This window comes from Fibrobacter sp. UBA3718 (assembly GCF_002371935.1).
Taxonomy (GTDB): domain Bacteria; phylum Fibrobacterota; class Fibrobacteria; order Fibrobacterales; family Fibrobacteraceae; genus Fibrobacter.
This window is the reverse complement of record NZ_DFHR01000008.1, coordinates 1-25365: the sequence shown is the minus strand read 5'-3', so window position 1 is coordinate 25365 and position 25365 is coordinate 1. Positions and strand designations below refer to the sequence as shown.

General features: G+C 53.4%; 20 protein-coding genes and 1 tRNA gene. 18 read left to right on the top strand and 3 right to left on the bottom strand.

The window, feature by feature from the left end; translation table 11 throughout:
• Positions 1–160 precede the first annotated feature (160 nt).
• From folK to panC, 3 genes are read left to right on the top strand one after another with little or no spacing between them, the layout of a single operon-like run.
• Complete coding sequence (gene folK, locus B4A77_RS02090; RefSeq protein ID WP_173382001.1) at positions 161–670, top strand: 2-amino-4-hydroxy-6-hydroxymethyldihydropteridine diphosphokinase; 510 nt, start codon at positions 161–163, stop codon at positions 668–670.
• Positions 670–1320 (top strand): deoxynucleoside kinase, encoded by a 651-nt coding sequence (locus tag B4A77_RS02085; protein ID WP_173364894.1) that lies wholly within the window; start codon positions 670–672, stop codon positions 1318–1320. Before folK ends, B4A77_RS02085 begins: the two co-directional genes overlap by 1 nt.
• 9 nt (positions 1321–1329) lie before the next feature.
• Positions 1330–2181, top strand: a complete 852-nt coding sequence (panC, locus tag B4A77_RS02080; protein WP_173364895.1) for a pantoate--beta-alanine ligase — start codon at positions 1330–1332, stop codon at positions 2179–2181.
• Positions 2182–2252: 71 nt separating this feature from the next.
• Here the strand turns inward: panC and B4A77_RS02075 are convergent, their stop codons facing one another.
• Complete coding sequence (locus tag B4A77_RS02075; RefSeq protein ID WP_290730203.1) at positions 2253–5312, bottom strand: CHASE2 domain-containing protein; 3060 nt, start codon at positions 5310–5312, stop codon at positions 2253–2255.
• 155 nt (positions 5313–5467) lie between these two features.
• Between B4A77_RS02075 and B4A77_RS02070 the strand changes: the two genes are divergently transcribed.
• From B4A77_RS02070 to B4A77_RS02015, 12 genes are all read left to right on the top strand, one after another.
• Positions 5468–8341: a DNA translocase FtsK gene (locus tag B4A77_RS02070; RefSeq protein WP_290737865.1), complete on the top strand. Its 2874-nt coding sequence runs from the start codon at positions 5468–5470 to the stop codon at positions 8339–8341.
• A 34-nt stretch (positions 8342–8375) separates the two neighbouring features.
• Positions 8376–9260 carry a 4-(cytidine 5'-diphospho)-2-C-methyl-D-erythritol kinase gene (ispE, locus tag B4A77_RS02065; protein WP_290730209.1) on the top strand — a complete coding sequence of 295 codons (885 nt, stop codon included), beginning with the start codon at positions 8376–8378 and terminating at the stop codon, positions 9258–9260.
• 83 nt (positions 9261–9343) lie between these two features.
• Positions 9344–9415: transfer RNA gene (locus tag B4A77_RS02060), tRNA-Gln, on the top strand.
• 36 nt (positions 9416–9451) lie between these two features.
• A complete protein-coding gene (locus B4A77_RS02055) occupies positions 9452–10087 on the top strand; it encodes a 50S ribosomal protein L25 (protein WP_290730212.1) in 636 nt (211 codons plus the stop codon).
• A gap of 175 nt (positions 10088–10262) precedes the next feature.
• Entirely contained in the window at positions 10263–11792 is a 1530-nt protein-coding gene (locus B4A77_RS02050; protein ID WP_290737862.1) for a PEGA domain-containing protein, read from the top strand.
• Positions 11792–13606: a fibrobacter succinogenes major paralogous domain-containing protein gene (locus B4A77_RS02045; protein WP_290730218.1), complete on the top strand. Its 1815-nt coding sequence runs from the start codon at positions 11792–11794 to the stop codon at positions 13604–13606. Before B4A77_RS02050 ends, B4A77_RS02045 begins: the two co-directional genes overlap by 1 nt.
• 2 nt (positions 13607–13608) lie before the next feature.
• The gene (locus B4A77_RS02040; protein ID WP_290730221.1) at positions 13609–14265 is read left to right on the top strand and encodes an FISUMP domain-containing protein; all 657 of its coding nucleotides are present in this window, start codon (positions 13609–13611) and stop codon (positions 14263–14265) included.
• A gap of 12 nt (positions 14266–14277) precedes the next feature.
• Positions 14278–15849 (top strand): fibro-slime domain-containing protein, encoded by a 1572-nt coding sequence (locus B4A77_RS02035; protein WP_290730224.1) that lies wholly within the window; start codon positions 14278–14280, stop codon positions 15847–15849.
• Positions 15850–15886: 37 nt separating this feature from the next.
• Entirely contained in the window at positions 15887–16441 is a 555-nt protein-coding gene (gene pth, locus B4A77_RS02030) for an aminoacyl-tRNA hydrolase (RefSeq protein WP_073114295.1), read from the top strand.
• An 83-nt stretch (positions 16442–16524) separates the two neighbouring features.
• Entirely contained in the window at positions 16525–17982 is a 1458-nt protein-coding gene (gene guaB, locus B4A77_RS02025) for an IMP dehydrogenase (RefSeq protein ID WP_097035637.1), read from the top strand.
• A gap of 109 nt (positions 17983–18091) precedes the next feature.
• The gene (locus B4A77_RS02020; RefSeq protein ID WP_290730229.1) at positions 18092–18760 is read left to right on the top strand and encodes a hypothetical protein; all 669 of its coding nucleotides are present in this window, start codon (positions 18092–18094) and stop codon (positions 18758–18760) included.
• 19 nt (positions 18761–18779) lie between these two features.
• The gene (locus tag B4A77_RS02015) at positions 18780–19424 is read left to right on the top strand and encodes a hypothetical protein (protein ID WP_290730232.1); all 645 of its coding nucleotides are present in this window, start codon (positions 18780–18782) and stop codon (positions 19422–19424) included.
• 21 nt (positions 19425–19445) lie between these two features.
• Here the strand turns inward: B4A77_RS02015 and B4A77_RS02010 are convergent, their stop codons facing one another.
• Complete coding sequence (locus B4A77_RS02010; RefSeq protein ID WP_290730234.1) at positions 19446–19676, bottom strand: hypothetical protein; 231 nt, start codon at positions 19674–19676, stop codon at positions 19446–19448.
• A 138-nt stretch (positions 19677–19814) separates the two neighbouring features.
• On the opposite strand from B4A77_RS02010, the gene B4A77_RS02005 reads away from it, so the two are divergent.
• The gene (locus B4A77_RS02005) at positions 19815–22151 is read left to right on the top strand and encodes a hypothetical protein (RefSeq protein WP_290737859.1); all 2337 of its coding nucleotides are present in this window, start codon (positions 19815–19817) and stop codon (positions 22149–22151) included.
• A 17-nt stretch (positions 22152–22168) separates the two neighbouring features.
• On the top strand, positions 22169–22954 hold the full coding sequence (locus tag B4A77_RS02000; protein ID WP_173366958.1) for an inositol monophosphatase family protein: 786 nt from the start codon (positions 22169–22171) through the stop codon (positions 22952–22954).
• A 73-nt stretch (positions 22955–23027) separates the two neighbouring features.
• On the opposite strand, the gene B4A77_RS01995 is transcribed toward B4A77_RS02000, so the two are convergent.
• Positions 23028–24572 carry an acyl-CoA carboxylase subunit beta gene (locus B4A77_RS01995; RefSeq protein WP_290737856.1) on the bottom strand — a complete coding sequence of 515 codons (1545 nt, stop codon included), beginning with the start codon at positions 24570–24572 and terminating at the stop codon, positions 23028–23030.
• A gap of 398 nt (positions 24573–24970) precedes the next feature.
• Between B4A77_RS01995 and B4A77_RS01990 the strand changes: the two genes are divergently transcribed.
• Positions 24971–25365: Glu/Leu/Phe/Val dehydrogenase dimerization domain-containing protein (locus B4A77_RS01990; protein ID WP_290734578.1), on the top strand; the 395-nt coding region annotated here is incomplete at its 3' end.

Below are 25365 nucleotides of genomic sequence, written 5' to 3'. Positions count from 1 at the left end.
CGGAGGTTCCCTCGGAATTCACGTATAAAATACAAAAAAAAATGATGTTTGTCATAAAAATTGCTTTTTTCGATGGAAAAAAGAAAAAAAGATGATTATCCGGCAAAAAAAAGGAATAAACGGGACTCAAAATTTTTCTGCAATAGCTATATTAAAGCACGTGGAATCACTAGACCGCGTTTTTGTTGCGCTAGGAAGCAATTTAAGTCCCCGCTCCCGTAGGCTTGCCGAAGGACGGGACATGCTTTCGCGCATATCTTCGGGCGGGTGGCTTGAAAGCCCGATTTACGAGACTCCTCCGGTAGGTCCGGAAGGGCAAGGTCCCTATTTCAACCAGGTCGTGAGTTTCTGGTACGATGGGGATCCGAAACGCCTGCTCCATTACCTCAAGGGATCCGAGGTCGTACTTGGACGCAAGCCCCGCGGTCACTGGAATTCCCGTGAAATTGATCTCGACCTGCTCTATTTCGGCAACAAGGTCATGGCCGGCCGGCCGACGATCCCGCATGCCGAAATTCCCAACCGCCAGTTCGTGCTTGTCCCCCTGAATGACATCGCGCCGGACTGGGTGGACCCGTTGAACAATTGTACCGTGAAGGAAATGCTTGCAATCCTCGTCGAAAGCGAAGGCAAGATTCCGTTCCGTACTATTACAGCGGAGGAACCGTAATGCTGACCGAAAAAGGTGTTCACTTTCTCGCCATCGAAGGCGTTATCGGCGTGGGGAAGACCACGCTTGCGCGAATTATCGCCGAGCGCTGGAACGCCCTCTGTATCGAGGAAAATTACGAGGAAAACCCCTTCCTGGAAAAGTTCTACGAGAATCCGGAACCCTACGCCTTCCAGACGCAGCTGTTCTTCTTGCTCGAACGCCACAAGCAACTTCAGCATTCGGCGCTCCAGAGCGACCTTTTCCACGACCTGCTCGTAAGCGACTACACCTACGACAAGGATGCCATATTTGCGGCCCAGAACCTCTCCGACAGCGAATTCGCCATGTACGAGCAGGTATCGAAGGCTATCGAACACGAGATTCCCCGACCGGACATGGTCGTCTACCTGCAGGCGAGCATCCCCACGCTTTTGAACCGCATCAAGAGTAGGGGCCGCCCCATGGAAAGAGCCATCGAGGGAAACTACCTGAAGGACCTCCAGAGCCGCTACGACCACCATTTTTGGCACTACTCGCATGCGCCCGTCCTGATTATCAACACGGACCATATCGATTTCGTGCACAACGAAAACCACCTGCAGCTGGTGCTCGACGCCATTGCTGCATGTCCCAAGCAAACGACTTATTTTGTTCCAGAAAGTAATTAAGAAGGTTATATGCAAATCATTGATTCAATCGAAACACTTCGCAACACCCTCAAGCCGCTCGCGGCATCCGGCAAGACCATCGGTCTTGTTCCGACGATGGGGGCTCTCCATGAAGGCCATGGGGCGCTTATCAAGGCGTCGGTAAAGGATTGCGATATAACGGTTGTCAGTGTTTTCTTGAATCCGATTCAGTTTGGCAAGAACGAGGATTTGGACAAGTATCCCAAGCGTCTCGAAGCGGATGCGAAATTGGCTGAATCACTGGGTGCCGACTTTGTTTTTGCTCCCAGCGTCTCTGAGATGTATCCGGCCGGCGATCCGCTGACGATGGTGCGCGACGAGACTCTCGAGAGCCTCTACTGCGGAGCCTACCGTCCGGGCCATTTCCGTGGCGTGCTGACGGTCGTCTCGAAGCTGTTCCTCATCACGAAGGCGAACCGCGCCTACTTTGGTGAAAAGGACTACCAGCAGGTGTTCCTCATCGAACGCATGGTGAAGGACTTGAACTTTGACATCGAAATCAAGCGCGTCCCCATTGTCCGTGAAAAGTCGGGCCTTGCGCTTTCGAGCCGCAACGAGTACCTTTCCGAAGAAGAACGCACCCAGGCGCTCGGAATCTCGAAGGGTCTCGCTGATGCGAAGGCCGCGTTTGTCGCGGGCGAGAAGGGTGTCGCTAAACTCCGCGATATCGTGGTGAAGTCGATTCTCTTGAACCGCGGCCAGGTCCAGTTCGTCGAGGTCGTGAACCAGAAAGACCTCCAGAAGTTCTCGGGTGTCCTCAAGGCGTCGGACAAGGCGGTCATTCTCGTCGCCGCGTTCTTCGGCAAGACGCGCCTCATCGACAACATCGAGCTCAACTAGCGTGTTCCATCGGATATGAAAAGAGCGCCGGCAATTTGCCGGCGCTTCTTGTATTCGGGGCCTTGGACCGATTATTTTTCGGTGGCCGTGAACACTCCGTCCCAGGTTTCGCCGGCAGCGACAGGCGGGTTGACCTTGTAGCTTTCGCAACGTTTGATGTAGACGTGCGAAGGTGTCGTCTTGCTGCCGGGGTCGCGGTCGGGATGGTGGGGCTCGTAGTCGAGGCACTGCGTGAACAGTTCGATGGCCTTGTCCCACTCCATGGCGAGGTAGGCTGCGCGGGCCTGTTCCCAGATTTCGACGAGCTTGAGGAGGTTCGCTTCGTTCTCGCATCCGGTGCGCTCGAGAAGTTCGAAGGTACGGACCGGCTGGCTCTTGCCCACCACGCGGATGGTGTCGAGAGAACGGTAGATGAAACGGCCTTCGTCGAGGTGCTTTTGGGTGTCCTCGCTAATTTGGATGTAGGCCCCGTATTGCTTCGCGGCACTTTCGAGACGAGCTGCGAGGTTCACGGCATCGCCCATCATGGTGTAGTTCTTGCGGGTTTCGGATCCCATGTTTCCGGTAACGATGTCGCCGGAGTTGATACCGATTCTCATGTGCATGTCGTGGACCACCTTGGGCCATTTCTGGTTCTTGTGCTCATCGGTTTCCACGGCCCACTTCTTGCGGAGTTTCATGAGTTCGCTCTGCATGCCGACAGCCGTGTCGCAGGCGTTCTGCGCATGGTTGGGCAGGGGCATCGGCGCTCCGAAGAACGCGATGATGGCGTCGCCTTCGTATTTATCCAGCGTGCCCTTGTTGTGGAGCAACGTGTCGGTCATCTTGGTCAGGTATTCGTTCAGCAGGTCGACGAGCTTACTCGGGTCACCAATTTTTTCGGAGAAGGTGGAGAAACTTGCGATATCGGTAAAGTAGGCCGTGATATTGAGCTTTTCACCGCCGAGCTTGGGCATAACTTCGTTGTTCACCATCTCGTCGATCAGTTCGGGGGAGATATACTGCTTGAACGCGTCGTTCAGGAACTTCTTTTCTTTGTTTTCGAAATAGAACTGGACAACCTGTGCAGCGACGTTCGTGAGCAGCATGGCGAGGAGCTGCTTAGAGACGCCCAGGTAGATGCCGCCCTGGAAATAGCGGAACGCGATGAACGCGTAGGCTCCCATCATCAAAAGCGATATGCCGATGGAAATGTAGCTGCGGACGAACAGGCCGAGCAGCATGCACACGATGGCGAGCAGGATGACGATAATCTGCTGGTAGTGCTCCGCGAGGTTTACGATGTAGTTGTCGTTCAGGATGTTCTGGATAATGGTTGCGTGGATAAGCACGGCGGGGTTGTTTTCTTCGTGCGGGCCTGGCACAAAGTCGAACAGTGCCGGGGCGGCGGACCCGAGGATAAAGACCTTGCCCATGTAGAGACCGGGGTCCTGGCGGTTGTTGGTGACATCGTAGTAGGCGACATGCTGGAACGGACGCATTTCGGGGTCGGTGTTGTAGCGGCCGATGTAGTTGACGAGGAATCGGCCGTAGTTGTCGATGGGGACGCGTTTGCGGTTGCCGAAGCGGAATTCTTCACCGGGCTTTAGGCTGTCGACCTTGTTGTTGGGTGTTCGGGCGATATCCTGGAGCACCTTGTCGCTCAGGATGTCGAGATTCGATTTCCATGTTTTGGCTTCTGCATCGTAGCGGAGGTCAACATCGATGGAAAGGTGGATAGTGCGGTTCTCGGGAATCTTTTCGAGAGAATCCTTGAAATAGCGAATCGTGTTCAGGATGTAGGGGGTGATAATGAATTCGTCGTCATTGTTGGAATCTTCCACGAGGAAGTGGTCGGGGGCGTCCTCCTCGGTATCGCGCTTCATCACGACGCCTTCGAAAATTTCTTTTTCTTCGTCGGCTCCGATTGCGTTCATTTCGTCCCCGTCAATCGTATCGGCGATTTTGAGAAGCGTGCTAGAGAGGTCTTCGTCAAGGGATTGGCCTTCGAAGAGCATGAACAGGGGTTTCCCGTTTTCGCTCTTGCGCACGGCGACCTTCGTCGTGATGTCGACGAGTTCGTTTGTCGCGCGTTTGATGGCATCCGGGCTCTTGAGGAAATTGCGCAGCTGGAGGAACATGGGGTAGCTGAACTGCGGGTAGGTGACGTGGAACTTGTCTGTGGAGTCCTTGTAGACGCCGAATGGCTTGCCGAGGTCGATGTATTTGCCCATCTTGATGACCACGTTCTCGGGCTTCTGGTGGAAAAGGTGCAGCGTCGTCATGAGCGACATCGTGGAATAGATGCGGCTGGGGACGTCGGGGTAGACGTAGGGGTTCGGGAATCGGTAGAGCATCGAAACGTGGCGCACGACGCCGTCATCGTCGGGGTAGGCGTTCACGGAACCCATCTGCGCGCCTGCGTGTGCGAGTTCGGGGTAGATGTTGTCGAGCAGGGTCTTCGTCTCGACATATTCTACGGAATCGACCTGCGATTCTGCGAACGTGGAACCGAACCCGAGTTCTTCGGCGCGTTCGTATTTCGCCAGTTTTTCCCACATGGTCTTGTGCTTGAACGAGGTCGTTTCGTCCATCATGAAGCAGACGATGGCATTCCCGCTCTCCTCGATGTTTTTCACCATGAGCGAGTCGAAGTTGTAGTGCGAGCGGATGCTCGTGAAAAGCGTATCCCAGGGCTTGGTGGAGTCCACCGTATTGAGGATGCTGATGGCCTGGTTCGCCTTTTTCTCGCCGAAGTCCGCGTCCTTGAACAGAATATCGAAGCCGATCGCCGATGCGCCGCCGTCACTCAGGTTCTTGATGACGTTTGCATGGATGGAACGGTCCCACTCGTTGTAGTTGCCGAGCTTGGTAAGGGAAGGCTCGTCTATATCCACGATCATGATGTTCGGGTCGAAGCTCTTGCTCACGGCGACCTTGCCGTCCTTTTCAAGCTTTTCGAATGTCTTGCCGGTCTTCATCTTGAAGAACTGGTCGTAGAAGAAATTCTCGAGGTCTTCGGCGGTAGAGCGCATCACCTCGACATACGGATCCTGCGCGTTACCAAGGAAAAGAATGAGGAAAATGATGACTGCAGTAATAACGGAACCGACGCCGATTTTCTTCAGTTTTTTCAATAATTTCTTGTTCATGCTGTCAATAATAATAAAAGAATATAAACTATATTTCGTAAGTAAACTCGAAGGAGCGTATTTTGGCTGAACGGAAAAAGACTTCTAGTAAAAAAACAAAAACAAAGTCGGCTGTGAAGGGAACCGAACCTGGGGATTTGCCATTCGGAGTTATTTTGTGCGGATGGATTCTGGTCGGTGTAGGCCTGGTGCTTTTGTTAGGTTGTGTGAGTTCTGTCTATAGCGGCACCGAAGGCAACTGGCTTGGCCCTTATTTCGGCAAGCTGATTCCCGAAACGTTCTGCTTTATCTTCGGCAAACTTCCTGTTGTTGCATTTACGTTTGCTCTTGTGCTTTGGGGCCTTTGCCTTGCGCTCCGTCCGGTACGGATGCGGGGGATAGGGCTTGCTGTCGGCATGAGCCTTCTTACGATTGATCTTGCTTGTCTCCTTGCGCTCAAGAATTATGGAGAATCGCAGCTGGGCCGCGACGTGTTGATGATGAACGGCGGCATCGTGGGCCAGTTTTTCTGCAAGAACATTGCGGAACCCGTTTTCGGCAATGTGTCTGCACTGGCTCCGTTCCTGTTGCTTCTTGCGGGGCTGGTTCTGATTCTTGTCATCTCGTTCGGGTTGCGACCGAGGCATTTTGCTTTTGTCGTAAGCGGATTCCGTTGGCTTGTAGGGCTCTTCATGAAGCGCGGAAAAGATGACGAAACCGCCGAGGAAGATGATACCGAAAGTGGCGTGGTGAGCGAGAATATCGGGCTTTCGAAGCGCAAGGGCATCACGTTCCTCGACGACGACACGATTTTCAAGGAACCGGACGGTTTCAAGCTCAAGCATAAAGGTAAGCTCAAACCCTTTAGTGCTCGCAAGAACTGGATGGAAACTCCAGTGTTGGCCCGCGGAAACGGCGAAGAACTGGACGAGTCGACTGTCGCTCCGACGATTGCGCCGACGATGCCCGCCGCTCCGGTGGCTGCGGACCAGGCGATTGAACCCGATTTTACGGGCGAAGATCCTGAAATCTTGCGCCTGGAACAGCAACTGCGTGACAACTACCGCAACATGAGTGCGCTCGAAATCAAGGAAATCAGGGACAAGATTGCCGAAATCCGCCGTGCCCGCGAAATGCTCAACTGGGAACGCGCCCACCAGAACAAGATTGTGGTGAAAGGTGCTGTTCGTGGGACTCAGCCCGATGCTTTGCCGGCCGAAACGCGCGATGATGCCACCGTGGTCGCAGAAAATGAATCTGAAAGGACCGTGGTCGCTGGACAGAAACAACCGGATGTGGCTCCGAGGATCGCCGCATTCCCCGGAACAGAAAAAGATGATGAGCCGACGCTGGCTGCGGGTGGCGACGCTTCTTCTGAAGAAGAGACCTTTATGCCCGAGATTGTCACGAGCGACGAGGCGGAACGCGACCCGACAATGGAACAGGATCCGACATACGAGGCTCCGAACCAGATTGGAACATCTTCTTCGGGCACCTCGTTTACGGGTGGTGCCGCTAACGGGATACCACAGCCCGACCCGACGGTGCATTACGACCCGTACCGCATTCCGACGGTGGATGAAATTCTGGACAAGCACGATCCGCAGCCTGCGGACTACACCGAAGAGGAACTCAATGCGATTGGCCGCATGCTCGAGGAAAAGCTCGAGAACTTCAAGGTGAAGGGGAAGGTGGTCGGTTGCGAGACTGGCCCCGTGATTACGCGCTTCGAGGTGGAACCGGGCCCGGGCGTGAAGGTAAGCCAGTTCAGCGCGCTGCAAGATGACCTCGCGATGGCCCTGAAGGCGGTCTCTATCCGCATCCTCGCGCCGATTCCTGGAAAGGGCGCCGTGGGCATTGAAATCCCGAACCGCAAGATGCAGACCATCTTCGGGCGCGACATCTTCGAGAGCGATGCGTTCAAGCCCTCGCCGGACAAGATTATCATGGCCCTCGGTAAGGATATTTCCGGCGAGCCGTTTGCGATGGATTTGGCGAAGGCCCCGCACCTGATGATTGCGGGCCAGACCGGTTCCGGTAAATCCGTGTGCATTAACGCCCTCATGGCGAGCATGCTTTTGAGCAAGACTCCCGACGAGTTGCGTATGATTCTCGTGGACCCGAAGGCGGTGGAACTCAAGATGTACGAGAACATTCCGCACCTGCTCGCTCCCGTGATTACCAAGCCCGAAGTCGCCATCCAGGCGCTCCAGTGGCTCTGTTACGAGATGGACCGCCGTACCGAAGTGCTTGCGAAGGCGAAGGTGCGTAACCTCAACGGCTTTAACGAGAAATTCGATGCAGGCCTGCTCCCCGAAGACGTGCCCGATACGGACCGCGGCCACCGCATGGCGTTTATCGTCGTGATTATCGACGAAATGGCAGACCTCATGATGGTCGCCGGGAAGGAAATCGAGAAGAACGTGAGCCGTCTTGCCGCAAAGGCGCGCGCCGTGGGAATCCACTTGGTGCTTGCGACCCAGCGCCCGTCGGTGAAGGTGATAACCGGTAACATCAAGGCGAACCTGCCGACGCGTATCAGCTTCAAGGTGGCCTCCCAGGTGGACGCGCGTACCGTGATGGACCACGCCGGTGCCGAGAAGTTGCTTGGCCGCGGTGACATGCTGTTCAAGGCGGTGAATGCACCCGACCCGGTGCGCGTACACGGCGCATTCCTGAGTGACGAGGAAGCGGAAAAACTTGCCGACGCCTGTAGCAACCAGAACGTCTGTTACCCGCAGCTCGAGACCTTCGAGGTCGAGGAAGCGGGCGGGGAAGGCGATGACGACGATGGCAATGCCGCAATGAACGAGAAGAAGGACAAGCTCCTGTTCGAGGTGGCCAAGTGGGCCATCGAATGCGGGAACGGCCTTTCTACCTCTGCCGTGCAGCGTCACTTCAGCGTGGGTTACAGCCGTGCAGGCAAGATCGTGGACCAGCTTTACGGCATGGGCCTGTGCGCCCGCAGTACCGGCAACTCCAAGCCGCGCGCGATGCTTATCGGCATGGACGAACTCATGCAACTCGAACGCTCCGGAGCGTTTAGATAATGTGAAGTGTGTAGTGTGAAGTGAGAAGTTTGAAATGACTATGAAAGAATTTGCTCCCGCTAAAATCAATCTTTTTCTCGATGTCATCCGCAAGCGTGAGGACGGCTATCACGACTTGGGAACGGTTTTCCAGACGGTAGATGTCGGCGATACGCTTGAATTCAGCGCCCGCGACGACGGAGAAATCCACCTGGAGTACAGCAACCCGCAGGAATACCCCGTGGAATCGGACCTCGTGTACAAGGCGGCGGTCGCACTGCGTTCGCATGTGGGCAACAACGACCTGGGTGCGGATATCTTTTTGGACAAGATAATGCCGCTCGGTGCAGGCCTTGGCGGTGGTTCCGCCGATGCAGCAGCGGCGCTCCGCGCGCTGAACCGCCTCTGGGAGTTGCGGTTGCCGCCTGCGGAACTGGAACGCATCGGGGCAAAGCTCGGGGCTGACGTTCCCTTCCTGGTCAGAGGCGGCACGGCTTTCGCCGAGGGCATCGGCGATCGTTTATCGTTTATCTCCCCGCTCGACCTGCCTGCAGGCGAGGTCCTGCTCATCGCGACCCCGCACGACGCTGTCCCCACCAAGGATGCCTATGCGGGAGTACCCAAGTCCGGGCCTGACCGCTGGGAAGGCTACAAGCTCGCATGGGAAACTGCCTCCGATGCGGAACGTTCTTTCGGCGGGCCGCTGCTCGATTCAGGCGCATTCTTCAACGCTTTCGAGATTTCCGTTTTCCCGAAGCACCCGCTCGTTGCCGCGATGAAGGACAAGTTCTTGGACCTCGGGGCGAGGGTCGCCCTCATGAGCGGCTCCGGCGCATCTGTCTTCGGAATATTTGTCGACAGGCAGCAGGCTGAAGCCGCCGCTGAAACCCTCAAGGCATACTCCCGCTACATCGCCCTCACCAAATTTTGGCACAGTTAGCGTCAAAAATGCCCTTTTTAGGCATGAAAAGCGCATTTCCCCTTTGAAAAAGGGGATTCTTTTTTTATATTTGCGCCCACCATTGGGGTATCGTCAAGTGGTAAGACAACGGATTTTGATTCCGTTATTCGTTGGTTCGAATCCAGCTACCCCAATGAATCTTTTAACAATAAACCAAATTGGAGTCTACAATGGAACTCACAAAACTCGCAGCAACCTCGAGAGTGCTAGGCAAGAGCCGCGACTGCGCCCGTCTCCGCAAGGAAGGCAAGATCCCGGCCGTCTATTATGGTAAGGGTCAGGAGTCTGTGAATATCAGCGTCAGCGCTATCGATGTTCGCAAGGTTCTCGCCCCGGGCAAGCGTTACACCCTTCTCGACCTCGAGATCGACGGCAAGGCCGGCAATCCCGCTGTCATTTACAACTACCAGAAGGATGCCATCACGCAGGCGATCACCCACATCGACTTCATCAAGATCAGCGACGACTCCAAGGTCAAGGTCCGCGTGCCGGTGAAGCTTTCCGGTCTTCCGGTCGGTGTCAAGACCCAGGGCGGCCTCTTCTCTCAGGAAACCCGCTACCTGTACCTCGCCGCCAAGCCGGCTTGCATCCCGACCGTCCTCGAAATGGATATTTCCGATTTCGAGACGAACGTGACGTTCTACGCCAAGTCCTTCAAGCTCCCGGAAGGTTGCGAGCTCGCCAGCCTCCCGCGCACGGTGATCTTCTCGATTACCTCGAAGTCCAAGAAGAAGGACGACGCTGCCGCTACGGAAGCTGCTCCGGCCGCTGCCGCTGCTGCTCCGGCTGCCGCCGAAGCCAAGTAATTTTGCCTGGTTTTGCAAAGGGGCCTGCCATTTGTGGCGGGCCCTTTTCGCATGCACGGAGGAAACTTTGAAAAATGTGTCAAAAAGTTCACATTGGGGCCCGCTGGGTATTGCTTTATTGCAAAAAAAAAATTATTTATGCGGTATGAACCGTCTTATCCATATTTTTCTCGTTTTGGCTTTCTTTACGGGAGCCTCTTTTGCTAAGCATGTTGCGGTTTTGGAGACAGTCTCCGATACCAAGGACCTCTTGTCTCCTTCGGAACGTATATATCTCACGAATACACTTCGTGAAGAGGCGGTCAAGGAACTCCCTGCCGAGTTGGAATACACCATCATGACCCGCGAGAACATCCAGGAAATGCTTCCGCCGGGCAAGGCCATTGAGGACTGCGAGGGCAGCTGCCTTGTGGAAACGGGTAAGAATATTTCCGCCGATTACATCTGCCAGGCGCGTGTCGGTAAGGTGGGCTCCAAGTTCTCCATCAGCACCGAAATCTATGAGACGTCCACAAACAAGCTGGTCGCCAGCTTCAACGGACTGGGTGCCGATGTCGAGGCCTTGATCGAAGTGATTATGGCGAAGGCTCCCGAGTTCTTCAGGAAGGTTCGCGGCGGTGCGAAGGGGATTATCCGCACTGGCTTTGACGGGGCCGGCAACCAGTCCTTCGCGATACACGTTTCGACTAATCCTCCCGGTGCAGCCTTGAGTATCGACGGGCGTCCTGTGCCGAAGTGCAATTCGACCCCGTGCCAGATCCTCCTCGAATCGGGAAGGCATCGTTTTCTGGCGGTCCTTGATCATTACGAGGATGCGGAAGGATCTTTCGATATAACCGGGAACGGCCAGCAAGTTTCTCTCGACCTCGTGCCTCGCTTCGGAACGCTCGTTGTCGAACCGCAGCTCAATGGCGGTGGCACACTCGATGAACTGGAAATGACCCTCGACGGGAACAAGGTGAAGGCTGGAAAAATCGAACTTGATCCGGGCGTTCATTCCGTGGAACTTTCTCACCGCTGCTACAATCCCGCTTCTTTCAAGGTCGGAATCTACAAGGGCAAGGAAGAAACTTTTAGAGACGCGCTTGTTCCGATTCCCAGCGGAATCGCGTTATCGGCGAGCAAGCCTTCGGGTGAACTGTTGAAGCTGCCCGTGTTCGTCAATGATGCTCCCGTAGGTGAGACTCCCTACTTGGGAAGCGTTCCCCTGTGTTCAAAAGTCGAAATCGGAGAAGGTGCCACAAGGACGGCTCTCAAGCTGGACCTCGTTGCTGGCGAAACCACCGAATACGAATATACGGTCCCGGAAAACGGTGGGCAGGGCAAGGTCTCTGGACGCAAGAGGAGGGGTGGCGCGGCAAGGCCTGACGTAAGTACGACTCCGACAACCAGTACGACGCCTCCCAAGGGAACGAGCGTGCCGACAAATGTGCCCAGTTCTTCCTCGTCGTCATGGAGCCTGGTTGACCATGCCGCATGGCTTCTGCCTGTATCGGCAGTTCTTGCGGGAGCAGGGCTTGCCATGGGTATAGTCTTCAATATCGATGCAGAAGAACAGTACAAATCTGCCACTGCCGACAACTATAAAGAAAATATGGATGCCGCTAAGCAGTCTCAGATGCTTCGAAACATTGGATGGGTTTTGACTGGAGTCGGTGGATTCGGTTTTATTCTTGGTACAACATTCTTAATCATAGACTTCTGATGAATAGAAAATTTCAGATATTGCTTGCTTTGCTTGTAAGCCTTGTGCTTTCGGCCTGTACCGACTATGCCCAGAAAATCAAGGACGAATTCGATCCGGATGACGCTAGCATGGCTGCTAATGAGATTAAGGAAATTTCGTACGGATACATGACGGACGATCGTGATGGCCAGGAATATCGGACAGTTAAGATTGCAGGCCAGGAATGGATGGCGCAAAACCTGAATTACTATATCGTGGACACCTATTGCTATGATGACAATTATCAGAATTGTGATACGTATGGCCGTCTTTACAAATGGGATGCCGCTTTGTATGCCTGTCCTGCCGGTTGGCACTTGCCCACAAAAGAGGAAATAGATATAATGATAAAGAATGTGGGTGACAGGTCTACGGCTGCGACAGTGCTCAAGTATACCAAACTATGGGATGATAGGGGTAATGGTACGGATTCCTTTGGCTTTGGTGCATTACCTGGTGGCTTGTTGGGCTATGAAGGATATTTTGATGGAATCGGCCTTACTGCTGGGTTCTGGAGCTCGACCGAGGGGGATAACGATACCCTTGCCGACTACCTGATCATGCGCAGTGATTATGATGAGGTTCGTCTGAATCAAGGGAGCAAGAATTACGGTTATTCCATACGCTGCCTTTATGGAGAAAGCGATCTGTCTTCAAGCAGCTTGGGGCCCAAGTCTTCATCCAGTCAACACCTGTATGGGGAATTCTTTGACGATCGCGATAGCCGGACCTATAAGACTATAGAAATCGGCTCGCAGACATGGATGGCCGAAAATCTCAGATTTGAAATGGATGACGGTTATTGTTATGATGATGATATGAGCTACTGTGAGAAATACGGTCGCCTCTATGTTTGGACTGCAGCACAGGACGCTTGTCCGGATGGCTGGCACCTGCCTTCGCCAGAAGAGTTTGATACTCTGCTTGCGACGGTGGGGAATAATGCGGCCGAGAAACTGATGGCGACGAATAGCTGGATAGACAGTGAGGGAAAAAATTCCTTTGGCTTTTCTGCACTTCCCGGCGGATTTAGGGGGAATTCTGGAAACTACTCCGACGAAGGTTCAATGGCGTTTTTCTGGAGCAACGCCAAGGCTTCAAATGGTACTTCTGGATATAATCTGATAATAGACCGCTTTGGAGATGCTTCAATCCATGGCGAATATGATTCTGCCGATGGAAACAGTGTCCGTTGCATTATGAATGGCGAAAATTATAGCTCTTCCAGCAGCGCGGAATCCTCTTCTTCATCTGTTGTCTTTTACCAGGATGAAGACCTCTTTGATGATCGCGACGGACGGACATATAGAACAGTGACGATCGAATCGCAGACGTGGATGGCGCAGAATCTTAATTTTGTGACGGAAAACAGCCTCTGCTATAATAACGATGAGTCCAGTTGCGATACGTATGGCCGTCTTTACAAATGGCAGGATGCGCAGCTCGCTTGCCCTTATGGATGGCATTTGCCGTCGAAGGATGAATTCGAAACTTTAATTACGGTTGCCGGCGGCTATGAGATAGCGGGGAAGACGCTCAAATCTACTACTGGCTGGTGGGATACCGGGAAAGGAGAAGGCGGAACTGATGATTTTGGATTTACGGTGCTGCCGGCTGGATACATTAACACTAACGAAGCTTTCATCTCTAAGACCGCTGTGACCTTATTTTGGACATCCTCTGTAAATGTGGATCGAGTATATACACTGAGTTTTTCGTATTCCGATGATACCGCTTCTATGTTCCTCAATGACACGAAAGAATCAAAATCTATCCGTTGCATTAGAGACTGATTATGACGAAGTTGATTGACATCCTTGTCCTTTTCTCGTTGATGTGCTTCTGCGCCTGCACCGACTATGCTCAGCAAATCAAGGACGAATTTGAACCGGATGATGCAAGCGGTTCGTCGGCGACTACGGAAGATAATCCTCTGCCCTCGTACGGATATATGACGGACGAACGTGATGGCCGTTGGTATAGTACCGTTAATATAGCAGGTCAGGTATGGATGGCGGAAAATCTCAATTTTGATACAGGAAAGAGCTATTGCTACGATAACGATGACAGGAACTGCGATATAGCAGGAAGATTGTACGAATTTAAAGATGCCTTTGTGGCCGCCTGCCCCGATGGCTGGCATTTGCCTTCTGCTGAAGAGTTTGAAATATTGATTAAGAATACGGGTGGTGATGTTAATGCCGAATCTTTAAAATCGGCGAGTGACTGGGACGGAAATAATTCATCCGGTTTCAATGCTTATCCTGCAGGACAAAAACGATTTGCCGATAATTATACCGATATGGGTTCTCTCGCCATTTTTTGGAGTGCAACGCAAGACGGTGCTGATGCCCATGCATTAATGATTATCAATATAGGATTGGCGTCTGTTGCATCTGTTGTCTTTGAACCTATTGAACAGGCTTTTTCTGTCCGCTGTGTCAAGGATTAAAGAATTAGTACCATGAAAAAACCTCGCAATTTTGTTCTTTCTGCTTTCGTTCCCCTTGCCATGTCGGCCCTGCTTGTGGCATGCAACGATAACCCGCAGAGGCCGCACGGCAATTACGGCGGCCCCAATGGCCCCGACGAAAACGAGAATCATGGGAGCAATCCCCAGAACGGTGGCACGCCTTCGAGCAGTTCCGAGACCGTCGTAAACACGGCCGAGGCTGGCGGTATCACGTTCGACCTGGTTATCCGCGATTTCCAGGTGACGCATCCGGACTTCGAGAATTTCTCCAGCGAATATGCGAGCAGGGGAGACTATAATTATTGCGAACTCAAGGGAGCTACGTCAGGGCTTTGTGGCGAACTGATTCTCAATGCCGGTTTGCCGGGGTACGATGCTTCCTGGTATGCGCTTGAAGCTTATCATATGACTTGCGGCAACGTCAACTCCAAGACGGGAGCCTGGATTGGCCAGGATGGATTGCCGAATGTGGTGAACCTGATGTTGCCGACTTACCTGCAAAGGACGACGGCGACAGATACGCTCAAGTATGGCGAATGTGCCGACAAGGAAGAGTCGGGACGTACACGCCATGGTTATGCGAAGGTGACCGACGCGGCGGTTCGTGGCTCCAAGTGTACCGATGTCATGTGGTCTAATCCCGTGTACTACACTCCCGGCATGGTGCAGCCTCACCTTGCGTTCACCCCGGATCCAGAGACGGGCAAAATCGACATGCTCGACGGCGTGAAAATCCTGAAGGCAGGCGAACTCTGCGACAACCAGTTCTTCGACCAATGGTATAGTGACGATAATTCCTTTGCTAAGCGCACCAATACGGCTCTCGTGATTCCCTCCGATGCGTCCAATGCCTATTCTATCGATTACAACTACAGCAACGGCGGCTATTTCCCTCTGGATGTTGTCGATGCTGTTACTCTCAGTTTCAAGTCGGTGGCAACGAAGGAGAACGGCGGATGCACGACGGACCAGTGTGAACAGTGGGGGCCGCAGTCGCTTTCCATTACCTGTCCGCCGTACGATTACCAGTATGCGCCCGACCAGAAGGATGCGATGAACGCCAGTACCGATCAACTCTGTGCGGCATGGCTTGTGAATGGCGGTCCTAGGTCTCCGGATGCGGCTATGGCAGCGGCCGGGGCTGCGCCTTATAATGTTGGCTTGCATCACCTCCGTAATTTCGGCTTTACGGAAATGGGCTACGTGAAGTTCAAGTACCGCTCGGCAAACCAGGTTCCCAGTCCCGAAGTTTTCGAAATTGCGGGCGATGACGACATCTGGGTGTTTGTGGACGGCGTGCTGGCCATCGACCTCGGCGGAACGCATTCCCCGACGCCCGGCAGCATCGACATGTTTGTCCTTGCGCGGAACGGACACGGTTGCCATGCGGGTGAACCTTTGGCTGATTATTCGAACTGTGACGGTGTGACCGATGCGACCGGCTGGGCCGATGACACCTGGCACCATCTCCACTTCTTCCATGCCAAGCGCCAGACGGGCGAATCCAATTTCCTTATCCGGACGAACCTGGGCGAGGTCGCGTCTAGCCGCTACGCCCCGTAACGCTTTTCTCTAGGTTTAACCTTATCGGATCTGAATCATGTACATTATAGTCGGTCTCGGAAATCCTGGTACTCAGTACTCTAACACTCACCACAACGCGGGCTTTATGGCTGTCGAAAAATTGGCCGACCCGAACAAGGACTGGAAAAGCGAACACAAGGCGCTTACCATGAAGGTGAACATCGCGGGCGAGGAATGCCTGCTCGCAAAGCCGCAGACCTACATGAACCTCTCGGGCGAGGCTGTTCAGGCCCTGATGACCTGGTACAAGGTGAAGGTCGACCATCTGCTGGTCTTTAGCGACGACATTAATTTGGACGTAGGCCGCATCCGTTGCCGCAAGGATGGCAGTCACGGAGGCCAGAACGGGCTCCGGAATATCATCGAGCACGTGGGCGACAAGTTCCCGCGCATCCGTTTCGGTGTGGGCAAGTGTCCGCCCAAGTTCGACCTTTCCAACTGGGTCTTGGCGAAGTTTTCGCCCGAAGACCGACCCGTCTTTGAGGAGGCCATCGCGAAAGTCCCCGCGCTCGTGGAATGCTATTTCAAATTCGGCATCGAAAAGTGCATGGAACGCTACAATGGCAAATAGTCTTTTTTTACGTATTTCTTTTGTCTTTTTGCTGGCCTCTTTTGTGTAAAATTGCTATATTCTATGCGCAAAAGAGGTAATTTATGAAACTTTTGCCAGAAGCTTTGACGTTTGACGACGTCCTCCTTGTTCCCGCTGAATCTTCTGTCTTGCCGGCCCAGACCGACGTGAGCACACAGCTCGCTCCGAATATCAAGCTGAACATTCCTATCATCAGTGCCGCCATGGATACCGTGACGACGGCTCCCTTGGCTATTTCGCTCGCCCTGCAGGGTGGTCTTGGCATCATCCACAAAAACATGAGCGTCGAAGAACAGGCCGAAGAAGTCCGCAAGGTCAAGCGGTGGCAGTCCGGTATCGTTGTGAACCCGGTGACGCTCGATGCCGACCAGCCGGTCTCCGCTGCTTTTGAACTCCGCGCCCGCAACAAGGTGAGCGGCTTCCCGATTCTTTCGAAGGGCAAGCTTGTGGGCATGCTCACGAGCCGCGACCTGCGCACGGTGAGCGACATGAACGTGAAGATCAGTTCCGTGATGACGAAGAACCCGGTGACGGCTAGCCCGAAGGTGAGCCTCGCGAAGGCGAAGGAAATCCTCGCCGAAAAGCGTATCGAGAAGCTCCCGCTGGTGGATGCCTCCGGTGCACTGAAGGGCCTCATCACGATGACTGACATCTTGAAGCGCGAAAACAACCCGAACGCTAGCCTCGACAAGAACGGCCAGTTGCTCGTGGGTGCCGCTGTCAGTACTTCTGCCAACACTCTTGAACGCGTCGCCGCCCTCGTGGACGCCGGCGTCGACCTGCTCATTATCGATACGGCTCACGGTCACCACATCGGTGTGCGCAACATGGTGAAGACCGTCCGCAAAAAATACCCGAAGCTCACGATTTGCGCAGGCAACGTCTGCACTCCGGAAGCGGTTGCGGAACTTGCCAAGTGCGGCGCGAACATCGTGAAGGTGGGTATCGGTCCGGGTTCCATCTGCACCACGCGTATTGTTGCCGGTGTCGGTTACCCGCAGTTCTCTGCTGTCGTTGAATGCGGCAAGATGGCCCGCAAGGTTGGCGTGAAGATCATTGCCGACGGTGGTCTCAAGTTCTCGGGCGACATCGTGAAGGCTCTCGCTGCCGGTGGTCACGCCGTGATGGTGGGCTCGCTCTTTGCAGGTACCGAAGAAGCTCCGGGCGAAGTCATTCTCGCCGATGGCCGTAGCTACAAGAGCTACCGCGGCATGGGTTCCCTCGGTGCGATGAAGGCTGGTTCTGCTGACCGTTACTTCCAGGGCGGCGTGCAGGAACCGCGCAAGTTCGTTCCGGAAGGCATCGAAGGCCGCGTGCCCTACAAGGGCCCGCTCCGCGACACCGTTTACCAGCTGATTGGCGGTATCCATTCCGCGATGGGCTACGCCGGTGCTGCAAACCTCGATGAACTTTACAAGAAGGCGACTTTCGTGCGCATTACGGGCGCAGGCCTTCGCGAATCTCACCCGCACGATGTGACCATCACGAAGGAAGCCCCGAACTACCATACTGGCGACTAAGTTAGGACTGAGTTGTATACTCAGTTTATGGCTTTGTAAATAAACGACCCTGTTGTAGACAAACTACGACAGGGTTTTTTATATTTCGCATTCAGAAAGGTGATTATTTATGAAAACAAAGTTGTTTGTGGTTTTCCTGTTGTTCTTGCTTTGTGTCGGTTGCTCGTCGGAACGCCAGTTCCTGGATGCTGGCTGGACCCAGAAACCCGCGAAGATGAAAATCCTGGTTACGAAACCCACTGTTTCGGATGAAGAAACTTTACCCGACGTGATGGACCCGATTTCGGACTGGTTCAGGGAGAAGGTCGATCATGCCATGCAGTTCAACTCGAACGTTCCGTGCGTGGTGGAAAAAATTTCCAAGAAGAAAATTTCGCATGAACCGCTGAACATGAGCGGTGTCGAAGTCCAGATTCCGAAGGTCGAAGCGATGTCGGACAGTTTCGATATCTACATGATACTGGACAACGTCCAGATGGTCTTTTCGGAGAGCTCGAGGACCGTTGGTGGCTCTCCCGTGGGAGCGGTCATGGTTGTTCCTGCGGGTGGCGCCGCAATGGCCTCCGTTGCCTCCGCGGGAATCACGATCAAGGGTGAATCTACCGAGATTGATGCCGACTATGTCGTTTACGACGTGAAAAGCGGCAAGCGGCTTGCGTACGGACACCTCGAGGAAAGTGTTTTCCACGAGGAAATTGCGATGGAGCAGGGCTGGTACGAAAACGTGCGTCAGCTGATGCTGAAAATCCTAGGCAAGACCCCTGTCACGCGTTTCTAGTTTTTATATTAGGAGTTATATGAATTCAATCAAACTTGTTCTTTTCTCGTTAATTGCAGGCATTGTGTTTTCTGCCTGTAGCGCCCCCCGTTATTTCATAGATGAAGACTGGAAGGGTAAACCTCAACCCAAGAGTGTCAAGGTTGTCTTCACGATGCCCAAGGTGGTTGTGCCGGACGATTTGAGTGACGACTTGCCGGAGTATACGTCTAATTTTGCGAAGTGGTTTGGCCCGGAGTTGAAGCAAAATTTGATAACGAGGTCGCAAAACGGAACCCAGTATTCCATGAAACTGATCCAGCCTAACGAGGTAAGCTACAAGAGGCGTGAGTTGGCGGACAAGGATTTCATGGTTCCTTCTTTCGATCATATTCAGGCGGATGCCGATGTCTATCTCGTTGTGACAAATACCTGGATTGGTCGAGAACAAGAGGTCCGTTATGTCACTACTGCAAATGGAATGATGATGGCCACGACCTATTCCTATTTTACAATGAAATGCACTTATGCCTTCTACGATGCAAGAACGAAAAAGAATTTAGGCTATGGCTATGCACGGGGGAGGAACAGCTATATGTTCGCCGTTACACGGAGCGACTGGGAAACGTCACTCCGGTACATGGTTGAGGATTTCGCTAAGGAAGCCCCGCTGTTTGTCCAGTAGCGAGCAAACGGCGCTGGGGCGCTACATTTCCCAGCAGTCCTCGAATTCTTCCTTGAAAAAGCCTTCTTCTTTTGCCTTTTGTACCTTGGCGTCAATATAGGCTTTATCTGGATTGCATTCTCTGTTGTCGTCCAGTGTTGTTCTATAGCAATATACCGGCTTCTGGCAAGGCTTGGTGGAACCGCTGTCGCCACAGGCGGTAAGGGCGAGAGCAGTCATGGCGAGTACGGGAATTAAAATTTTCTTCTTCATAGTCTTCCTCTTTAACTGATCACTAATTTATAATTTATTTGCAGAAAAAGTTCGATTAACCCGAAAAAAAGCCGCTTTTGAAGTATTTTGGCAATGTTTAATGGGCTCGGCATGCGTTAAATTGCTATTTTTCTGCCAATGAGATTGCTGTTCTCGACATTTTTTGCGTTTGCGGCCCTGTTTTTTGCCTTGGTCGCCTGTTCCGACGAAGAGGAAGGGACAGAATTCCTTTTTGACCGCGAAATCATGGAAATGAGCGTCCTTCGTAGCTGTGCCGACGAAGGGGACTCTTCGGCCTGCTACCGTATCCGCTACCATTATCCTATCGAACGTGAACATTATTCGGGCCTTGTCGTCTGGCTCGATACGTTTGTCGTCGACGACACCTCGAAAGCGGTTTCCTCCAAACAGATCGACAAGGCGACGCAATTTATCGAATATCCCAAGGGAACGTCGAGTTACTACGACACGCTCGACTTGACCGAACTTGTGCAGGAATACATCGGAAAATACGACAGCCTGCAGGTGGCTCTTTTCTGCAAGTATTCCGATGATAAGGATCCTGGCTCTGTCCAGCGCGTATTCCTTCATTTTGGCGATGACCTGCCGCCCTCTCGCGTGACGATATTTGATTCTGTCTGGACAAACGGGGCTCTTTTCGAATGGTTCCGTCCGACGGACCAGGTGGATTTCTACAAGCCGGCCGAGCTATCCGGCGAAATTGTCGGCTACAATGTGGTTATCTATTCGGCCGACAAGAACGAGGACTTGCGGAACCTTAAGGTGATACTCACCACGGCCGACGGCGTGGATTCTACGGGTTCCAAGTTCTATAGGCGACATTCCCGAATCCGCGCGAATGCGGATTCTGTCTGGTTCGACTCCGTGTCGCACACGGACAAGGACAAGAATTATCTGCGCCTGTCGATAATCGACGGCAAGGGCTTTGATGCCGATGTCGATTCGCTCAACCGTTTCCGCATGGTCATCAGGGGCCTGCAGTCCAAGTCTGAATACACGATTGGCCTGTCTGCCTGGGATGCCGCAGGCAATTCCTCCGGGACGGAAGGACTTTCTACGGTTGAAACTAACCAGCTCTTTATTACGACTGATTCTGTTGCTCCGGTGATGCCGACTCGCATCTTTATTCTTGAAGATTCCCTTTTCCCCGGAAAGGCGCGCCTCGACAGCAACAACCGGCTCCGCATATTCTGGAGCATGAGCGTCGATCCTTACGAGGTCAAGCACCCAATCAAGTCGGATTCCATCGTCCTCATTCCGGATACGTGTCTTTTTACGCTGTGCTATGATACGGTTCAGACTTATATCATCGAACGTTATAGCGCCTTGGACAAGAACTGGAAGATTTATGACGATACGACGCTTGCCGCAGGGAGGTTCTCCAAGCGCTATGCGCTAGATGGGGATACTATGGTGGCTTCTGCGACGGGGATTTTTGTGACTGATACCATCCGCTGGGTTTCCCCGGGGGACACGATTGTTTTCCGCATCCGTTCCAAGGACAAGTCCGGTTATTATTCCGCCGCGTTGGTCGATACCGTTTATGTCTCTCCGGGCGCGCTCGCGTCTGAACTGGAATGTCCGGAAGGGTTTGTTCCTGTTTCCGTTTCTGATTCGTCGAAGTTCTGCATGGAAAAGTTCGAACACCGGAACGATTCCGGCGAATTCGTTGTCAACGTGCGGCACTCCGAGGCGGTTGCCGCCTGCGAGACTGTTTCGGCGAGCGGATTCAAGGTGAGTCTTTGCAACGAACGCGACTGGGAGCTTGTCTGCCTCTCGGGTGGTTCGCTTTCGTATGGTGTATTGAACGAACTTTCTGTCGATGCGAGTTCCTTCCTTTTCGGCTACTGCAATGTCGGGACGAACGATTCCATCTCCGCGGCAGACATTTCCAAGCGCAATCCGCGCTGCGTAAACCCCGACGGCATCCGCGACCTGCCCGGGCAATACCAGGAATGGGTCGTCGGCAAGTCCGAAGATACATCGGCCGTGGTGAAGGGCTCTAGCTTCAAGATTTACAACGGACTCGACCGTGAGTCGCTCGCCTATTGCACCAACCGTTCTTTCCCGTACTTTACGCGCCCGGCCTATTCGACCGATACGATTTTCCTGTATCGAGAAGGGACCAAGGTCGATACCTTGTTCCAGGCTGATACGTCTCGGACGCCTTACGAGAAGAAACCCTATCTGACAATGAAGGACTTCAAGGATACTTTGCAGTTCTTCGATGTCCTGGACTCGAACGGTAATTCCATCGGTACCGACTATGCGCTCTATTCCGAATACAGGAAGGGCGGCGATGCCTGGCTCGACACGCTTGCGAACGGACTCAAATATGTTCCGTCCGAAATCAAGGTGGTGTTCTTGACGGGCGAGAAGGTTCCTTACCGCCTGGCGGCGTCTTTCTACAAGTCCACGACGATTGGATTCCGCTGCTGCGCTTATCCAGAATAAATTTTTAATCCTTTAAAATGTCCGAAATAGAAAAGTTTTTGTCTGTCGCCGAATCGCTTGCGAAGCGCGCCGGTGAACTCTGTCTTGAAATCCAACAAAACCTGGGCGATGTGCATTACAAGTCCAAGAAGGACGTGGTGACCCGCGCCGATATCGCAAGCGAAAAGCTGATTGTCGAGGGAATTCGAAGTGTGTTCCCGACGCATTGCATCCGTACCGAAGAGGCTGGCGTTATCGAAGGCGAGGACCCGCGCTACCTGTGGATTATCGACCCGGTCGATGGCACGGTCAATTTCAGTCGCGGCATCCCGCTTTGGGGCATCTCCATCGCGCTCCATTTCGAGGGCAAGCCGCTCGTGGCGGCAATCAACCTTCCGAAACTCGGTGAACTCTATACTGCATCGAAGGGCGGGGGAGCATTTATGAATGGACGCCCGATCCATGTGAGCCGCGAGGCGGATTCTGTCCATGCCATCGTAAGCAACGGCGATTTCAACGTGGGCGATGTCTCGAAGATTAACGAGCAGAATTCCCGCAACTTCGCACGCGAGGCAGAAGCCTTCGAACGTGTCAAGTGCCTCGGCTCTGCCGTGGTAGAAGGGTGCTTCACGGCCTGCGGCCGCATCGATTGCTTTGTGATGACCATGAGCTACCCGTGGGATATCGCGGCCATCGCGTTGATGGTCGAGGAAGCCGGCGGAATGTCGACCCGCATCGACGGCCAGCCGCTCGAATTCGTGGATGCAGAACAGGCCGTCTTTACAAACGGCCTGCTCCACCAGAATCTGGTTGATATATTATAATAATTATTAGAATAGAATGCTCATCGAAGATGAGCTCCAGCCGCAAACTTGATTTGCGGCTGAATAGTTTTGTTTAGAGCGGGATGTTCCCGTGCTTCCTCCAGAGCCTTGCCTTCTTCTTGTTCTTGAGGTAGTCGAAGGCGGTGGCCAGGCGGTCGCGCACGTTCGCGGGCGAAATCACCTCGTCGATGTAGCCGTTCTTCGCGGCGATATACGGGTTGAGGTACTTCGCCTCGTATTCGGCAATGAGCTGCTTGCGCGTTTCGGCGGGGGTCGCAGAGGCGGCGATTTCCTTCCTATGAAGGATGTCGACGGCACCTTCAGCGCCCATCACGGCGAGCTGTGCAATCGGGAGTGCGAACACGTAGTCGGCACCCAGGTTCTTGCTGTTCATGGCGATATAGGCGCCACCGTATGCCTTGCGGAGGATAAGCGTCACCTTCGGCACGGTCGCTTCGGCGTAGGCGTACAAGAGCTTTGCGCCGTGACGGATGATGCCGTTGTGTTCCTGCTTGGTGCCCGGCATGTAGCCTGGAACGTCTTCCAGCGTGAGGATAGGAATGTTGAAGCAGTCGCAGAAGCGCACGAAACGGCTTGCCTTGTCGCTAGCATCCACGTCGAGCGAACCCGCGATGAAGTTCGGTTGGTTCGCGACGATGCCCACGACGTTACCGTCCATACGGGCAAAACCGATGACCACGTTGCGGGCGAAGTCCTTCTGGATTTCGAGGAAGCTTTCCTTGTCGGCGAAAGTCGCGATGACTTCGCGAACATCGTAGCCCTTCTTGAAGTTGTCGGGGACGATTTCCTCGATTTCCTTCGACTTGTCGACGGCCTTCGACTTTTCGGCGACGGGAGGCTTCTCGAGGTTCGACTGCGGCAGGTAGCTGAGCAGGTTGCGCACGGCTTCGAGGGTTTCCTTGTCGTCCTTACATACAAAGTGCGAAACGCCGGATTTCGTGGAGTGTACGCCTGCACCGCCGAGGCCTTCGGGGGAGACCGTTTCTGCGGTCACGGCCTTCACGACGCCCGGGCCCGTGATGAACATCTGGCTCGTCTTTTCCGTCATGAAAATGAAGTCGGTAATGGCGGGGGAGTAGCAGGCGCCACCGGCACAGGGTCCGAGGATTACGGAAATCTGCGGGATGATGCCCGAGGCGAGCGTGTTGCGGGTAAAGATGCCGCTGTAGCCGTCGAGGGAATTCACGCCTTCTTCGATGCGGGCGCCACCGCCGTCGTTGATGCACACGAACGGGGACATGGATTCGAGAGCGAGGTCCATCGCCTGGCAAATCTTCTTCGCGTGGGCAGACCCGAGGGAGCCGCCGCTAACGGTAAAGTCCTGCGATGCCACGTAGACGGTCCTGCCGTTTACCTTGCCGTAGCCGGTCACGACGCCGTCGCCAAAAATGCGCTTGGATTCGGGCAAATCGAGGCTCGTAGAAACGCGGAGGGCGCCGATTTCGCGGAACGTGCCCTTGTCAAAGAGGATTTCGAGGCGTTCGCGGGCGGTTAGCTTGCCCTGCGAGTGCTGCTTTTCGACGCGTGCGGCGCCGCCGCCCGCAATGGATTTTTCCTTGTATTCGTTGAGTTTCTCGAGATAAGACTTATCCCACATATTAGCTCCTGTAAAAAGGATTTTTACTTTTTTTTTGTTTCGCGCGTAAATGTAGAAAAATGTCTCGCTTACAGGAATATGTTTTAAAAATACCCGATAAGAAGCAAAAAAACGGCATTTTGCGTCATCTGGGGATGCTTTTTTTGTATCTTGATTGTAAAATTTTGTTTTCGTTTGTGTGCGTTATATATTAAACTTACAAAAATGTAGGTTTTTGCGTTTCTATGCCGTGAAATTTAACGAAAAATCAAACTTTTTAAAACTGACAAAAAACTAACTTACAAAAATGTAAGTTTTTGAAGATTTTTGCCCGTTTTTCACTATTTGTCAAGCCCCTTTGCTATCTTTACAGACGTTAAAAACATTAACAATCAAAACTCTCAACGGAGATATATAAAATGGCAATCAAGAATGCTTACCTTCAGAAAGTCTATGACAAGGTCGTCGCCCGTGATCCGGACCAGGCCCTCTTCCATCAGGCTGTCCGTGAATTCCTCGAATCCCTCGACCCGGTCCTCGAACAGGACAAGTCCTGGGAAACCAACGGCGTGATCGACCGCCTCGTCGAACCGGAACGCGTGATCACTTTCCGCGTACCTTGGCTCGATGACAAGGGTAACGTTCAGGTGAATCGTGGCTACCGCGTGCAGTTCAACTCCGCCATCGGCCCGTACAAGGGCGGTATCCGTCTCCGTAACGAAGTGACGCTTTCCATGCTGAAGTTCCTCGGCTTCGAACAGATCTTCAAGAACAGCTTGACCACGCTCCCCATGGGCGGCGGCAAGGGCGGTTC